The 13,452-nt window shown below is 62.4% G+C and carries 14 protein-coding genes; 6 read left to right on the top strand and 8 right to left on the bottom strand.

The features are described from left to right. Positions 1-39: 39 nt before the first annotated feature. Positions 40-1,317 (top strand): MFS transporter, encoded by a 1,278-nt coding sequence (locus CIK76_RS08050; RefSeq protein WP_096285194.1) that lies wholly within the window; start codon positions 40-42, stop codon positions 1,315-1,317. Positions 1,318-1,391: 74 nt separating this feature from the next. Here CIK76_RS08050 and CIK76_RS08045 read toward each other — a convergent pair whose 3' ends face one another. The 3 genes from CIK76_RS08045 to CIK76_RS08035 all read right to left on the bottom strand — a co-directional run bounded on the left by CIK76_RS08045 (position 1,392) and on the right by CIK76_RS08035 (position 4,017). After that, complete coding sequence (locus CIK76_RS08045; protein WP_096285192.1) at positions 1,392-2,063, bottom strand: hypothetical protein; 672 nt, start codon at positions 2,061-2,063, stop codon at positions 1,392-1,394. A 194-nt stretch (positions 2,064-2,257) separates the two neighbouring features. Continuing rightward, positions 2,258-3,544 carry an alpha/beta fold hydrolase gene (locus tag CIK76_RS08040; protein WP_096285190.1) on the bottom strand — a complete coding sequence of 429 codons (1,287 nt, stop codon included), beginning with the start codon at positions 3,542-3,544 and terminating at the stop codon, positions 2,258-2,260. Next, positions 3,541-4,017, bottom strand: coding sequence for a GNAT family N-acetyltransferase (locus CIK76_RS08035; protein WP_096285188.1), 477 nt, complete (start codon positions 4,015-4,017; stop codon positions 3,541-3,543). Before CIK76_RS08035 ends, CIK76_RS08040 begins: the two co-directional genes overlap by 4 nt. A 62-nt stretch (positions 4,018-4,079) precedes the next feature. Here CIK76_RS08035 and CIK76_RS08030 point away from each other — a divergent pair, with 62 nt between their 5' ends. After that, positions 4,080-4,832 carry a metal-dependent hydrolase gene (locus CIK76_RS08030; protein WP_096285186.1) on the top strand — a complete coding sequence of 251 codons (753 nt, stop codon included), beginning with the start codon at positions 4,080-4,082 and terminating at the stop codon, positions 4,830-4,832. Here the strand turns inward: CIK76_RS08030 and CIK76_RS08025 are convergent. Continuing rightward, positions 4,829-5,401, bottom strand: a complete 573-nt coding sequence (locus tag CIK76_RS08025) for a dihydrofolate reductase family protein (RefSeq protein WP_096285184.1) — start codon at positions 5,399-5,401, stop codon at positions 4,829-4,831. The two genes, CIK76_RS08030 and CIK76_RS08025, sit on opposite strands and share 4 nt — an antisense overlap. A 150-nt stretch (positions 5,402-5,551) precedes the next feature. Between CIK76_RS08025 and CIK76_RS08020 the strand changes: the two genes are divergently transcribed. Further along, positions 5,552-6,556, top strand: coding sequence for an NAD-dependent epimerase/dehydratase family protein (locus CIK76_RS08020; protein ID WP_141393507.1), 1,005 nt, complete (start codon positions 5,552-5,554; stop codon positions 6,554-6,556). 59 nt (positions 6,557-6,615) lie between these two features. Here the strand turns inward: CIK76_RS08020 and CIK76_RS08015 are convergent, their stop codons facing one another. Continuing rightward, positions 6,616-6,819 carry a hypothetical protein gene (locus CIK76_RS08015; protein ID WP_096285180.1) on the bottom strand — a complete coding sequence of 68 codons (204 nt, stop codon included), beginning with the start codon at positions 6,817-6,819 and terminating at the stop codon, positions 6,616-6,618. A gap of 244 nt (positions 6,820-7,063) precedes the next feature. Further along, positions 7,064-9,592 (bottom strand): DEAD/DEAH box helicase, encoded by a 2,529-nt coding sequence (locus CIK76_RS08010; protein WP_096285178.1) that lies wholly within the window; start codon positions 9,590-9,592, stop codon positions 7,064-7,066. A gap of 77 nt (positions 9,593-9,669) precedes the next feature. On the opposite strand from CIK76_RS08010, the gene CIK76_RS08005 reads away from it, so the two are divergent. Next, entirely contained in the window at positions 9,670-10,461 is a 792-nt protein-coding gene (locus CIK76_RS08005) for a methyltransferase domain-containing protein (RefSeq protein WP_096285176.1), read from the top strand. A 40-nt stretch (positions 10,462-10,501) separates the two neighbouring features. Further along, entirely contained in the window at positions 10,502-10,981 is a 480-nt protein-coding gene (locus CIK76_RS08000; protein WP_096285311.1) for a GNAT family N-acetyltransferase, read from the top strand. Positions 10,982-11,009: 28 nt separating this feature from the next. On the opposite strand, the gene CIK76_RS07995 is transcribed toward CIK76_RS08000, so the two are convergent. Next, the gene (locus CIK76_RS07995) at positions 11,010-11,663 is read right to left on the bottom strand and encodes an MBL fold metallo-hydrolase (protein ID WP_096285174.1); all 654 of its coding nucleotides are present in this window, start codon (positions 11,661-11,663) and stop codon (positions 11,010-11,012) included. Between the two features lie 82 nt (positions 11,664-11,745). Between CIK76_RS07995 and CIK76_RS07990 the strand changes: the two genes are divergently transcribed. Then, positions 11,746-12,123, top strand: a complete 378-nt coding sequence (locus CIK76_RS07990) for a GntR family transcriptional regulator (RefSeq protein ID WP_096285172.1) — start codon at positions 11,746-11,748, stop codon at positions 12,121-12,123. Positions 12,124-12,289: 166 nt separating this feature from the next. Here CIK76_RS07990 and CIK76_RS07985 read toward each other — a convergent pair whose 3' ends face one another. Then, positions 12,290-13,120 carry an SDR family NAD(P)-dependent oxidoreductase gene (locus CIK76_RS07985; protein ID WP_096285170.1) on the bottom strand — a complete coding sequence of 277 codons (831 nt, stop codon included), beginning with the start codon at positions 13,118-13,120 and terminating at the stop codon, positions 12,290-12,292. Positions 13,121-13,452: the final 332 nt, after the last annotated feature.

Genomic DNA, 13,452 nt, shown 5'->3' with positions numbered 1-13,452 from the left:
ACCTGCCAAAACAACTAATAATTCGCAGAAGCTGGCTTTATGACGAAAAATACTCAACCGCGCAATCCGCTGTTGCACCAACCAAAATCCGTGTGGGCCATCGCCTTCGCCTGCATGGTCTCGTTCATGGGAATCGGGCTGGTCGATCCGATCCTTCCGGCGATCAGCCGGGACCTGGACGCCACGGCCTCGCAAACCATGCTGCTGTTCACCAGCTACCTGTTCATCACCGGGTTGGCGATGTTCTTCACCAGCTGGGTCTCCACGCTGATCGGCGTGAAGCAGACCCTGCTCGGCGGACTGGTGCTGATCGTGCTCTTCGCCGCGCTGGCCGGGGCCAGCGGCTCGATCAACCAGATCCTCGCCTACCGCGCCGGCTGGGGACTGGGCAATGCGCTATTCATCTCCACGGCCCTGGCCGCCATCGTCGGCGCCGCCAGCGGTGGCAGCCGGCAGGCGATCGTGCTTTACGAGGCGGCGCTGGGCGTGGGCATGGCGGTGGGGCCGCTGCTGGGCGGGGTGCTCGGCAGCCTGTCCTGGCGCGGACCGTTCTTCGGCACCGCCACGCTGATGGCGATCGGACTCATCGCGATCCTCGCGTTCCTCAGCTTGCCGGACAAGCCCGCGGGCCAGCTGAAGATCTCCCCGTGGGCAAGCTTTGCGGCCCTGCGGAATCCCGCCCTGCGCACCATGGCGCTCACCGCGGTGCTGTACAACTTCGGGTTCTTCGTGCTGCTGGCCTATTCGCCCTACCCGCTGGAGGCCGCCGCCAAGACGCAGGGAATCGAATTTGGCGCCGCGGAGCTTGGTTGGGTGTTCTTCGGCTGGGGACTGTCGCTGGCGATCACCTCGGTGCTCGTCGCCCCGTTGCTGACCCGGCGTTTCGGCCTGCGCCCCATCATGTTTGCCGCGTTGAGCCTGCTGGGACTGCTGCTCGCCTCGATGGCGGTGTTGCACACGCAGCTGAGCGCGCTCATCGCGCTGATCGTCGTCGCCGGCCTGGTGTTGGGCATCCTCAACACCGCGCTGACCGAGGCGGTGATGGAAGCCACCGAGCTGCCGCGCAACGTGGCAAGCTCCACCTACTCGGGAGTGCGTTTCCTGGGAGGAGCGATCGCCCCTGCGGTGGCCGGGCCGATCGCCGCGGCCATGGGGGCCGGCGCGCCCTACTGGTTCGGCGCCGCCGCCGTGTTCGCCTCGATCCTGGTGCTGGGACTGCTCGGTGGGCATCTGTCCCACCTCGGTGCCGGGGCGCACACGGGGCCCGAGGAAATAGCCGCCGCCGATACGGTGGCTCCCACCGGTTCGACCCGCTAGCCGGGCTTAAAACGATGCTGGGGCCTGACTTACCACTTAAGGTAACTCAGGCCCCAGCCGTGTTTAGCTGATACTTAGTTCGTCGGAGTGAGGATGATGCGCAGTGGCGCGAGCAGCGCCTCTTCCTCGGCCGGCAGCCCGAAGGTCTCCGCCAACATCACGATGAATGCTCCGCCCATGGTGGGGTGCAGCATGTGGTGGTTGGTGTAGATCAACGGGATTTCATCTTCGTCCTCTTCGGGGTCCACTTCGTAGGCCTCGGTATCGATGGGACGTGCCAGAACCAAATGGTCGCCGTTCTCAACGAACAGCAGCTCGTAGCGGTAGCCATCCTCGTAGAGCAGCACACTGTTCGGCTTGTCCGAGGGGCCGAAGTACTCGGGGTGCTCGGCCACGAAAGGCAGTTCGGAAACTTCCTGCCAATTCTGCGCCAGGTTCACGAAGTCGGTGAGCCGTTCGGCGAAGTCCTCGGCGGTGAGCGGGAACTCCGGGTCGAAGGTATAAACCGGCTCGAAATCAGCGTCCGAATCATCCAGTGCGGAGGTCGTGGCGAAAATTGCTTCACCGTGCAGAACCAGGGCGAAGTCAATCTCGGACTCGACGAACTTGTAGACCAACGCGTCCTCATCGGCGCGATCGATCGTCATGTTGTATGGCAGGTGTGCGGCTGCGATGATGCCGTCAAATTCTTCGACCTTCGAGACCAGATCGTCTGGAACATCGACACCATTAGTACTGTTTCCCATAGTGTTCCTTTCGACCTTTACATCGGGCTAGTTGCCCTTGAGCGAAAACCTAGCACGCGCGGTGTGCGCGAACAGCATCCGCCACACCAATTGCGCCAAGGCCCGCCAAAGCAACGGCGCCAAGCAACTTCGAGGTTGGTTGGCGCCTTTGCTTGTGTGCCAGTCTAGCCACCGCGGAGCACCGGCGATAGTGCTCAGTCGCTGGCCGCTGCGGCTTCCGGATCTTCGCCGTTGGTCATCGCCAGCAGCCGACGGAAGATGGCCGGACCGTCATCGCCGATTCCGTCATGGTGGAAGTCCTCGGTGACCCAGGGTTGCAGCCCCTTGACTTGGGAAGCGGTGCGCAAGGACAGCTCGCGGTCGACATAGACGTCATCGTGGTAGACGGCGGCAGCGACCGGGACGGTGTTGCGCGCCAGCACGTCGAGGTCGTAGAGCGGGCCGAAATGTTCGTGCTCGGCTAAAATCCGCGCCACCTCTTCGAGCGGGCGCAGCGCGGGATCTTCGGTGAAATGCCAGCGGTAGACCATCTCACCGGTGAGCAGCGGGGTGTCCGCCTGCTCGGCGAAGTCCGGATACTCCTCCAGCACCTGTTCCGCGGCCCAATGGGTCGCCGAACCTTGGGCGTAGATGGTTTCGTGCATCAGCGCGTAGAGCGGATTGGCGGCGAAGGAGGCCTGGGCGTACAGGGTCGACAGGAAGGCATCCGAGAGCCGGGGGCCTCCCGGAGTCGGTGCGAAGGCCTCCTCGAAGACGTGGTGCAGCAGGTGTACGCGGGTGTTGCCGCCTAGGAACATGCCGAGCATTTGCACTAGCTGCACGGTGACCTTGCGCCCGTCAGGCAGCAGCTCGTCGTCATTGTGCCGCAGGTGCTCGTAGATCTTGTGCAGGGTCTCGAAGTCTTGCGGGTACCAGGAGAAGTATTCGCGGTTCCGTTCGGCCATGCGCTGGTAGGTGGCCCGGTACACGGTCTGCGCATCGGCATCCAGGGAGGCGAGCCCGCCGGTGACCAGGCTGCGTTCGAGGGATTCGGGGAACATCGACAGGTAGGTCAGCGTGCAGAACCCGCCGTAGCTCTGCCCGAAGGTGCTCCACTTCTCGATGCCCAGCTGCTCACGCAGCGCCTCGGCGTCGCGCACGATCGAGTCGGCGCGGAAGTGCGTGAGGTAGCGCGCTTGGGCGGCCGCGTCGCCCCGCAAACCCAGCGTCTGGTGGGTCGCCGGGGTGGACAGGCCGGTGCCGCGCTGATCGAGCAGCAGCACCCGGAAGTGCTTGGTCGCTTCGGCCAGCCAGCCGGACAGGGAGCCGGGGCGCGGGGCTTTCCCGCCCGGGCCGCCCTGCAGGAACAGCAACCATGGCTTGCCCGCATCGGTGCTGATTTCACGGGCGAAGACGGTGATCTTCTCCCCGCCTGCGGTCCCATGCTCCAGCGGGACTTCGATGCGGTGCTCGGTGACGTCCATGCCTCGGTAGTGAATCATCGGGCCATCTCCTCTAGTGCGGGGCCGTCTAGGCGGCGGGTGCTCCAACCGTCCATGGTGGACGAAAGAATCGAATCGTAGAAGGCGATCGCCGGGGCGTTCCAGTCAAGTACCGCCCACTCCAGCCGGCGGTAGCCGCGCGCCACGCAGATCTGCGCCAAGGTTTTGAGCAGCGCGGTGCCGGTGCCCTTGCCGCGCTCGCTTTCCTGCACGTACAGATCCTCCAGGTGGATGCCGTGGCGTCCTTCCCAGGTGGAGTAGGTCGGGAACCACATCGCGATTCCGACAAGCTGCCCGGACTCGTCCTCGGCGACGTGGGTGAAGACCTTTGGATCCGCGCCGAAGAGGTGTTCTTCCAAGTCCGCGACGGTGTTCTTCACGGCATCCGGTTCTTTTTCATACACCGCCAGCTCGTGGATCAAGTCGAGGATTCGCGGGCAGTCCGCGAGGCGCGCTTCTCTGATTCGTGACATGTGCTTAAGCTTACCGCCGTCGTGCGGCTATAACGTCGGTGACCAGTCCTAAGGTGGAATCCATGATGGGTGGACACCACGCCATGAGCGGCGCAGCCGCATGGCTAGCAATAACAACTCCGGTGACCGTAGGATCCGTGAACCTGGGATTCGGCACATTGCACATGGAGCGGTGGGAAACCCTCGCGGGGGCGATCGTCTGCGCCGGGGCGGCCCTGCTGCCCGACGCCGACCATCACAACGCCACGATCGCCCGTTCCCTGCCGCCGATCTCCAATATCCTCACGCGGATCATCGGGAAGGTCGCCGGCGGACACCGCAACGGGACGCACTCGATCCTGGGCATCTTGTTCTTCATTTTTGTGGCCTGGCTGGCCGACTCGTGGTCGATGGACGTCGCCCAGCTCGGGGTGGTGTATCCCGGCGCAGCGCTCTTTGCGATCCTGCTGATTTCCTTCGCCGTGAAAAGCGTGAAATTCATGCCTCCCTTGCTTTGCTGGGTGATTGCCCTGGCCGCCGGGGCGTTCGTCGGCATGAATGCTCCGCTCGAACGGGCCTGGTTCCCGCTGGCGGTCACCGCCGGGGTGATCGTGCACATTCTGGGGGATATGCTCACCATCGGCGGGTGCAATCTGTTGTGGCCGATCAAGATCGGTGCCCCGCGTTGGTTCCGCAGAATACCGGTCATCGGGGACTGCTGGAAAGCCAACGGGCGGGTCGCCTTGCCGATCCTCGCCGAAACCGGTTCGAAAGCCGAATGGATCCTTGCCAGCCTGATGACTTCCTATGTAGCCGTCGCGGTGATCTTGGCTTAGCGCCTGCGCTCGTACTCGGTGATGCTCACGCCCGAGTCGAAACTCCGGGTGTGCACCGGGCTAAAGGGCAAGGCTGCGTAGCCGGCGGCGCCGAACACCGCAATTCCCGAGCCGAAGACCAGCGGATAGCGCTTGAGGATGAGCGTGTCGATTTCCTCGCTGAGCGCTCCGGCCAATTGCCCGCCGCCGCAGAGGTAGATGTCCAGCCCGGCTTCCTGTTTCAATTCGCGTACCTTGCCCACCGGGTCGCCGGTGAGTTCAATGTGCTCCGGGACCGAGCGCGCGGAACGAGACGCCACAATCTGGTGAAGATGGGTGTAGGGGCTGTCGAGGCCGCCGTAGATTTCGGGATTGTAGGTATTCCAGCCCATCAGCACGGTGTCGAATTTGGTGCCTGGAGCGCTGGTACCAAGGGCGCGGTGAATATGTGCGGGTACCGCGTCGGCGTATTCGCCAAGGATCGTCTGCATGTGGTCTCCCTCGGTGGGAAACGCCGCAAAGTCTCCATCGGGCGCCGCGATAAAACCGTCCAGGCTCACCGCCACATAATAAACAAGCTTTCGACTCATCGCGCACACCCTCCTGCGAACCATTTCTCGGCCCGGTAATTTTCACATGTTAACACGCACGGTATACGGAGGCTAGGGAGCTGGGCCTTGGCGGTGTGCCCAGAGTGAAAGCCCTTGGTTGTGGTCTCTGCCACTGCTGTACTTGGGAGCATGAAACTTCTTGTGCTTGGCGGAACGATGTTCCTATCGCAGTACGTAGCCCAATTCGCGTTGGATGCCGGGCACCAGGTGACTTGCGCGGCCCGCGGGGAAAGCGGGGTGGCTCCGCAGGGCAGCGAGTTCATTTTTTGGGACCGGAACGACCCGGCGCCAGCCGAACTTGCCTCCCGGCAATACGATGCGGTGATCGATGTGTCGCGGATTCCGGCGCACGTGCGCCGGGCCACGCAAGAGCTCCGCGCCGATCATTGGGTCTTCGTGTCCACCATTTCCGCGTATGCCGATCTGTCGCACCCCGGCGGAACACCAGCCGACACCAAGCTGCTCGATCCGCTGGAAAGCGACGGAGGGCAATCAACGGCCGAGTCCTATGGGGCGATGAAGGTTGCCTGCGAGCAACTCATTGGAGAACTTCACGCGCCGGCCGCGATCATCCGGCCGGGACTGCTCATCGGGCCCAAGGATCCCACCGGCAGGTTCAGCTATTGGCCAGAGCATGCGGCGCGCAGCCTAGCGGACGGCTTGGAACTATTGGTGCCGCTTGCCGCCGAAGACCCGGTGCAGGTGCTGGACGCGCGCGATCTGGCCACCTGGCTCATCGAGCTCGCCGAGAATAAATGCACCGGAACCATTGACGCGGTGGGCCCGGCAACCTCGCGCCGCGAATTCATCACACAGATCTTCGAGGCGCTGGAAGGCGAACCAAGGGTGCACTGGGCCGACGCTGCGTTGCTGCACGAGCAGGGCGTCGTGCCATGGAGCGGGGAACACTCGCTTCCGCTGTGGCTCCCGGATCCGGCGGTGGCCGGCATGCTTGATCGCGATCATCGTCCGGCTCGGCAAGCGGGGCTGCGCACCCGGCCTTTGGCGCGGACGAGTCTTGACACGCTTCAATGGCTCAACGGAACCGACCGCGCACGGACCGGTCTGAGCCGTGAAGAGGAGGCAGGCGTCCTGGAAAATTTGGCTGCCGCCGCGCGCGGAACCAGCCGCTAGGCCAGGCGCCGTAGCGAACCACGAAATATTTCTTCCCCGGACGGGGGCGGTTCGCCGGTTTAGGGCTGAGGCAACGCTTGCGCCTGGGACCGTGGTTTCCAGCTCTGGTACAGCAGCCACGTACCCGCCGCGGTCAACGCCACCTGCAGCACTGTGGCCAGCAGACCTTCGGCGGTGAACATCACCGCGTGATTGCTAATGAGACTCAGCCATGCGAGGAACATGACGAAACTGCCGATCTTGCGCAGCCTGATTGGATTCATGGGACAAACAATACCGTCGAATCCACGTAAAAGGTTAGCCGTGACGGGTTAATTTTCACCAAACTTTTATCGGCTGCGTTTGCCCTGGGGCAAGAGCCGGCCAGCCTTGTTTAATAACCAGTCGGACTAGGAGATATGAAAAACCCTGCTGCCACAAAAGTGGCGGTTCTCATGCACCTGAATCAGGTGTATGACAACCGCCACTAGGTGAGCTAAAGGCAAGGCAATCGACTGCCGAGGAGAACTAGTCCATTCGTCCGACCGCGGTGACCGTAACTACCGGGGCGCCGAGTTCATCGGAGTCGTCCAAGGAGATGGTGGCGTTGATTCCCCAGTCATGGTGCTCTTCCGGATCGGCGAAGATCTGGCGGACCTCCCAGATCCGGTTCGGCTTCTCGGTGACCACAAAAAGGTTCGAGCCGCGCCCGTTCGGGCCGTCATCGATGTCCTCGTGTTCCTCGAAGTAGTCATCCATGGCCTCGGCCCACGCCTCGGCAGCAAAACCGCTATGCCCATCGAGTTCGCCCAAGGCCTGATCTTGTTCATCGGCGAAGAGCTTGACCCGGCGGAACATCTCATTGCGCACCATCACCCGGAAGGCACGCATATTTGTGGTCAACTTCTCCGGGGCGGGGGGAGCGATCTCGGTTTCCTCGTGCAGTTCGCCGCGGGAGAGCTCCTCCCATTCGTCGAGCAGCGAAGAGTCAATCTGGCGGATCAGCTCGCCCAGCCATTCGATGAGGTCTTCGAGGTCTTCGCGCAGCGAATCCTGCGGCACGGTCTGGCGCAGGGCCTTGTACGCGTCGGTGAGGTAACGCAGCAGCACACCTTCGGAACGAGCCAGCTGGTAGTACTGGACGAAGTCCGAGAATCCCATGGCGCGTTCGTACATGTCGCGCACGACGGACTTGGGCTGAAGCTCGAAGTCCGCCAACCAGGGGGCACCGGAACGGTACTGTTCGAAGGCCGCCTCGAGCTTCTCCGCCAGCGGCTGCGGGTAGGTGACCTCATCCAGGGCCGCCATGCGCGCGTCGTAGTCCAGGCCGTCGGCCTTCATCGCGGCAATTGCCTCGCCGCGGGCTTTCTTCTCCTGGCCCGAAAGTACCTGGCGCGGCTTCTCCAGGGTCGCCTCGATCACCGAGACGACATCCAACGCGTAGCTGGGGGATTCTGGTTCGAAGAGTTCCAAGGCCGCCAGGGCAAATGGCGACAGCGGCTGGTTCAGCGCGAAGTTCTGCTGCAGATGCACGGTCAGCTCGTAGTAGTTGCCGTATTCATCGGGTTCCGCGCGCCGCACCACCACGCCGGTGGCGATCAGCTCGCGCAGAATGCCCAGGGCGCGCAGCTTCAGCTTGCGCTGCGAGGCGGGGGTCTCATGGTTCTCGGTGAGCAGGCGCATGGCCGCTTCGAAGGCATTGTCCTCGCGTTCGAGCAGGTTCAGCAGCATCGAGTGGGAGACCTGGAAGGAGGACTTCAGCGTTTCCGGATCGGCATGCACGATCTTGTCGTAGGTCTTCTCGCCCCAGGTGACGAAGTTCTGCGGCGGCTTCTTCTTCGGGATCTGCTTGAGCTTTGAGGAGCCCTCGCCGTGCTTCTTCAGGGCCTTTTCCATGGCCTTGTGGTTTTCGATCGCATGCTCGGGGGCCTGGACCAGCACGGTGCCGGCGGTGTCGAAGCCGGCGCGCCCGGCGCGGCCGGCAATCTGATGGAATTCGCGGGCGTTGAGGGTGCGGGTGCGGGTGCCGTCGAACTTGGACAGCGCGGTGATCAGCACCGTGCGGATCGGCACGTTGATGCCCACACCCAGGGTGTCGGTGCCGCAGATGACCTTGAGCAGTCCGGCCTGGGCGAGCTGTTCGACCAGCCGGCGGTACTTGGGCAGCATGCCGGCGTGGTGCACGCCGATGCCGTGGCGCACCAGCCGGTTCAGCGTCTTGCCGAACCCTGCGGCGAAGCGGAATCCGGCCACCAGCTCGGCGATGCGGTCCTTTTCCTCGCGGGTGCACACGTTGACGCTCATCAAGCCGGTGGCGCGATCGATGGCGTCCAGCTGGGAGAAGTGCACGATGTAGATCGGGACCTGCTGGGTTTTGATCAGTTCCTCGACGGCTTCCTGGACCGGTTCCATCGAGTAGTAGAAGTGCAGCGGGATGGGACGCTCGGAGTGCGCCACCGTCACGGTGGTTTTGCCGGTGCGGTCTTCAAGCTCCTTCTCGAAACGGCTGACGTCGCCCAGGGTGGCGCTCATCAGCAGGAACTGCGACTGCGGCAGCTCGATGAGCGGCAATTGCCAGGCCCAGCCGCGCTGCGGATCTGCGTAGAAGTGGAACTCGTCCATGATGACCACACCCGCATCTGCGCGCGAGCCTTCGCGCAGGGCGATGTTGGCCAGGATCTCGGCGGTGCAGCAGATGATCGGCGCGTCGGCATTCACCGAGGAATCGCCGGTGACCATGCCGACGTTTTCGGCGCCGAAGATCTTGCACAGGTCGAAGAACTTCTCCGACACCAGGGCCTTGATCGGGGCGGTATAGAAGCTGATCTGGTCGCGGGACATCGCGTAGAAGTGCGCGGCAATGGCGACCAGCGACTTGCCCGAGCCGGTGGGCGTCGCCAAAATGACGTTGCTTCCGGCGGCCAAGGCCATCGAAGCCTCGTCCTGGGCAGGGTATAGGTCGATGCCGCGGGTGGTTACCCAGCGGCCAAAGGACTCGTAAATCTCGTCGTCGGAAACGTTCTTCGCATCTGCAGGCAGGTAATCGGTGAGCAACATGATGTTCTAAGCCTATCCGTTGAGAACTGCGACCGGAGGCTAGCTGAACGCTGAGCCGTGGTACTAGGCTCGGAAATATGAAGTGGAACCCGAACAAATACGCTGAATTCGCGGATTACCGCGGACGACCCTACGAAGACCTGCTGGGCCAGCTAGGCGGAATCATCCCCAAGCAGATTGTCGATCTGGGCTGCGGGCCGGGAGACAAGACGAGCTTGCTGGCCGAGCGGTGGCCGCAGGCGCAGGTGACCGGATTGGATTCTTCCCCGGAGATGATCGCCCAAGCCAACGGCGCGGTGCAGCAGCCGAATCTGGGCTTCGAGCTGCTCGACGCACGCCATTGGCACCCGCGACCCGAGATCGACCTGCTCTTTTCCAACGCCATGCTGCAGTGGCTCCCCGAACACCGCGAACTGCTCAAAAGCTGGTTGGGTGATTTGAAGGCCGGTGCCTACGTCGCAATCCAGATGCCGGGAAACTTCGGCGCTGCCTCCCATGCGGTGATGCGCCAGGTGGCCGACTCTCAGAAGTGGGCAGGCAGGCTCGGCGGCGTGCTGCGGCACGAAGACGTGGTGGGCGAACCACAAGAGTACCAGCGGCTATTGCTAGATGCAGGGTTCCAGGCAAATGTGTGGGAGACGACCTACCACCAGGTGATGGTGGGGGAGAGCCCGATCCTTGACTGGGTGCGAGGCACCGCGTTGCTGCCCATCAAGGCAACACTGCCCGAGGACGAATACCTGGATTTCGAAGCGGACTACTCCGCTGCCGTCGCCGAGCATTACCCGTCATTCACGGCACCGGACGGTGCCAAGCTGACGAACTTTCCCTTCCGGCGCATCTTTATGGTGGCACGCAAGCAGGGCTGAATCACTGGTGCCGCCGCTGGACATGGAGGACAATGGCCGCATGGAAAAGCGGCGCACCCACTTGGCTACGGCGGAACATTGCGCGCAGCTGGCCAAGCTGCAGGCTGATTTTAATGCGGAGTTCGGTTCTCCCTGCCCCGCGGAGCAGATACTAGCCAGGCGGTTGCGGGGCATGCTCGCTGGCCCGCACTGTTATGCAGTGCTCGCCGGTCCTGCATCTCAACCATCGGGTCACGCCATCGTTACCCTGCGGCCAACCATCTATTCCGACGGACCGCTCGCGGTGCTTGATGAGCTGTATGTGCGCCCTCCACTGCGCGGCCAAGGCATCGGCGGCGCCATCCTTGATCATGTCCTGATCCAGCTGGCCGCGCGCGGGGGCAGCGAAATGCACATCAACGTGGATGAAGACGATGCGCAGACTCGTCGCTTTTACGAGGACCGCGGGTTTGTGAACCACGCACCGGGCAGTGAGTGGCGGATGCTGCTCTACCTGCAAGAATTGCCCACCGGGCCGTAGCCTGACGGGCAATTCTTCAAAGTATGGACTACCAGCCGCGCTGGCGCCATTCATCGAGGTGCGGGCGCTCGGCGCCTACGGTGGTGGAGCCGCCGTGACCAGGTAAGACGGCGGTTTCATCTGGGAATTTCTCGAAGATACGTTCGGATACGTCGTTGAGCAATGACTCGAACCGCTCCGGGTCCTCCCAGGTATTGCCTACACCCCCGGGAAATAGGCTGTCTCCGCTGAAGATGACCTGTTGTCCCGAGGAGTCGTGCAATGCATAGGCGATCGAGCCCGCGGTGTGCCCGCGAAGGTGAATGGCCTCAAGCTCCATCTCGCCAACGGAAATTCGATCGCCATGGGTCAAGCTGTGGCTGATCTTCACGCCGGACTCCTTGGCGATACCGTCGATATCTTCGGCGCCTGCGTACGTGGGAACGGTGAAGCGTTCGACGACCTCGGCCAGAGCCCGCACGTGGTCCCAATGCTCATGGGTCGTGGCGATGCCAACGACCTCTGGTTCGGGGCCATCCTTGGCGGCGCTGGCCACGAGTTCAAGAATCGCAGGAGTTTCGTCGGCCGCATCGATCAGTAGTTGTTTGCCACTGGCCCGTTCGGTGACCAAGTAAACGTTGTTGTTCATTTCCGAGACGCTCACCGACCGAATCGTGACGTCGGCTAATAGAAGTTCACTCATACCCATTACCCTACGGTGGCGACTGGCTTGAACGCGATAGGCTCAGTGAATCAACTAAAGCATTGCACCGAATGGAGCGCCCATGGCCAATCTGGATTTCATCCGTATCGACTCGAAATCGGCTGTCGCACCGTACCAGCAGGTACGTGAGCAAATCCTGGCACGTATTGCGGGTGGAGATTTGGCACCCGGAACCAAGCTTCCCTCGGTGCGGGCGCTCGCCGGTGACCTGGATCTTGCGGTGAACACGGTGGCTAAGGTCTATAAGGAGCTGGAAGCCCAGGGTGCGGTAGTGACCCGCGGGCGGCACGGAACCATCGTGCAAGCGGCCGAGGATCGCGCCCAGCAAGAAGTCAGCGATGCCGCAGCCGATCTGGCACGCGTCGCCCAGACCTGGTCGGTGGACGAAGAAACCGCGGTCAGATACCTGCGCGCCGCTTTCAGCTCGCTGCCTCGCTAATCAGTGGCCTTCGGGCCATGGGGCACCGGGCTGTGCGAGGCGAGCTAACCCGAAACGCGATTTGAGTGTCCCTAAAGGTTGGTTCATGCAAGTTGGGCCCAAACCGCACTGCACCAGAACCATCGGCAGATTCTGCGCCACGCTCAGATAACTCGGGCAAATCCTGTCAGTTGGCGGTTCGGAGCAGTGAAGCCGACTTCTTCCAGAGTTGTTCTGCGAACTTCGGGTTGTGCATTTCGGCACTTACCCTTGTCGCTATCCTGCGGGATTCATAGTAGGAACCCGGCAGGAAAGTCGTTCCAGGAGTCCCTTCCGCGAGCCAAACAAGCTGATCTGACCCTTTTTCGGGAGTGACCGTAAATAGTCGTTTGAGTGGCCCGTGGTAAATGCGCCGCATGAAATGCGTAGTTTCGCTGGCAAAGCTGCTGGCGACGATACCCGGATGGAAAGCAACGGCAGTGACGCCTCGTGGTCCGAACCGGTGCTGCAATTCCTGAGTGAAGAGGATGTTAGCGAGTTTCGCGTTGCCATAGGCTTTCTGCGGGGCGTAGCCCACGGTATTCTGCAGGTCTTCGATATCCATCCGCCCGAAGATCCGAGCGGCCGCACTGGCTGTCTGGATAATCGTTGCCTTGCCGGCAAACAGCGCTGGCATGAGCAAGCTGGTGAGCAGGAACGGAGCAAGGTGGTTGACCTGGAAAGTGGTTTCATGCCCATCAACGGTTTGGGTTCGCTTACCCATGATCCCGCCTGCGTTATTCGCGAGCACGTTGATTTCCGGGTATGCCTTCAGCAGATCATCTGCCAGCTTTCTGACTTGGTTCAGCTCCGCGAAATCCGCGACATAGTAAGGCACAGACAGCTCTGCGGCGATGCTTTTGGTTTTGCCCTCCGAGCGCCCGACGATGACGACGCGATGGCCACGGCCAACCAGCGTGCGCGCGGCGGCCGCACCGATGCCGTCGCTGCCGCCGGTGATGATAATGGTTTTGCTCATGGTGGATACATTTCCTCAATGCCGGCGCGGGAGCTCAGCCTCCCATTATCCGAGCGAACTGGCAAGTCATCCCAGCGGACGCCGGTGGCCGTATTTAGTTGAAGGCCAAGGGTTCCGTGGCCGGGCTGGAGCGCTTCGCCGGGAGGTGCCGGCCACATGGCTCGTCGGGGCAGTTTTGTGGGGACATGCCAAGAGGATGAACGCTGCCGACGCTGGTGCCTAATCGTCTGGTTTCTCCTGCTCGATCCGTCCGAGGCTCGAAACGGCCGCCGACCAGCAAATCTTCAGGGCTGGAAATGCCCGGGATATCGCCCTGCGCGAAAGTAACGCGC

The organism is Glutamicibacter sp. BW80, assembly GCF_002332385.1.
GTDB lineage: Bacteria > Actinomycetota > Actinomycetes > Actinomycetales > Micrococcaceae > Glutamicibacter.
This window is presented reverse-complemented; position numbering and strand designations above follow the sequence as displayed.

What these genes read in the sequence shown, in the direction of transcription:
- CIK76_RS08050 (WP_096285194.1), top strand. Translation starts at nt 40, where the DNA reads ATGACGAAAAATACTCAACCGCGCAATCCGCTGTTGCACCAACCAAAA.
- CIK76_RS08045 (WP_096285192.1), bottom strand. Translation starts at nt 2,063, where the DNA reads ATGGGAAACAGTACTAATGGTGTCGATGTTCCAGACGATCTGGTCTCG.
- CIK76_RS08040 (WP_096285190.1), bottom strand. Translation starts at nt 3,544, where the DNA reads ATGATTCACTACCGAGGCATGGACGTCACCGAGCACCGCATCGAAGTC.
- CIK76_RS08035 (WP_096285188.1), bottom strand. Translation starts at nt 4,017, where the DNA reads ATGTCACGAATCAGAGAAGCGCGCCTCGCGGACTGCCCGCGAATCCTC.
- CIK76_RS08030 (WP_096285186.1), top strand. Translation starts at nt 4,080, where the DNA reads ATGATGGGTGGACACCACGCCATGAGCGGCGCAGCCGCATGGCTAGCA.
- CIK76_RS08025 (WP_096285184.1), bottom strand. Translation starts at nt 5,401, where the DNA reads ATGAGTCGAAAGCTTGTTTATTATGTGGCGGTGAGCCTGGACGGTTTT.
- CIK76_RS08020 (WP_141393507.1), top strand. Translation starts at nt 5,552, where the DNA reads ATGAAACTTCTTGTGCTTGGCGGAACGATGTTCCTATCGCAGTACGTA.
- CIK76_RS08015 (WP_096285180.1), bottom strand. Translation starts at nt 6,819, where the DNA reads ATGAATCCAATCAGGCTGCGCAAGATCGGCAGTTTCGTCATGTTCCTC.
- CIK76_RS08010 (WP_096285178.1), bottom strand. Translation starts at nt 9,592, where the DNA reads ATGTTGCTCACCGATTACCTGCCTGCAGATGCGAAGAACGTTTCCGAC.
- CIK76_RS08005 (WP_096285176.1), top strand. Translation starts at nt 9,670, where the DNA reads ATGAAGTGGAACCCGAACAAATACGCTGAATTCGCGGATTACCGCGGA.
- CIK76_RS08000 (WP_096285311.1), top strand. Translation starts at nt 10,502, where the DNA reads ATGGAAAAGCGGCGCACCCACTTGGCTACGGCGGAACATTGCGCGCAG.
- CIK76_RS07995 (WP_096285174.1), bottom strand. Translation starts at nt 11,663, where the DNA reads ATGAGTGAACTTCTATTAGCCGACGTCACGATTCGGTCGGTGAGCGTC.
- CIK76_RS07990 (WP_096285172.1), top strand. Translation starts at nt 11,746, where the DNA reads ATGGCCAATCTGGATTTCATCCGTATCGACTCGAAATCGGCTGTCGCA.
- CIK76_RS07985 (WP_096285170.1), bottom strand. Translation starts at nt 13,120, where the DNA reads ATGAGCAAAACCATTATCATCACCGGCGGCAGCGACGGCATCGGTGCG.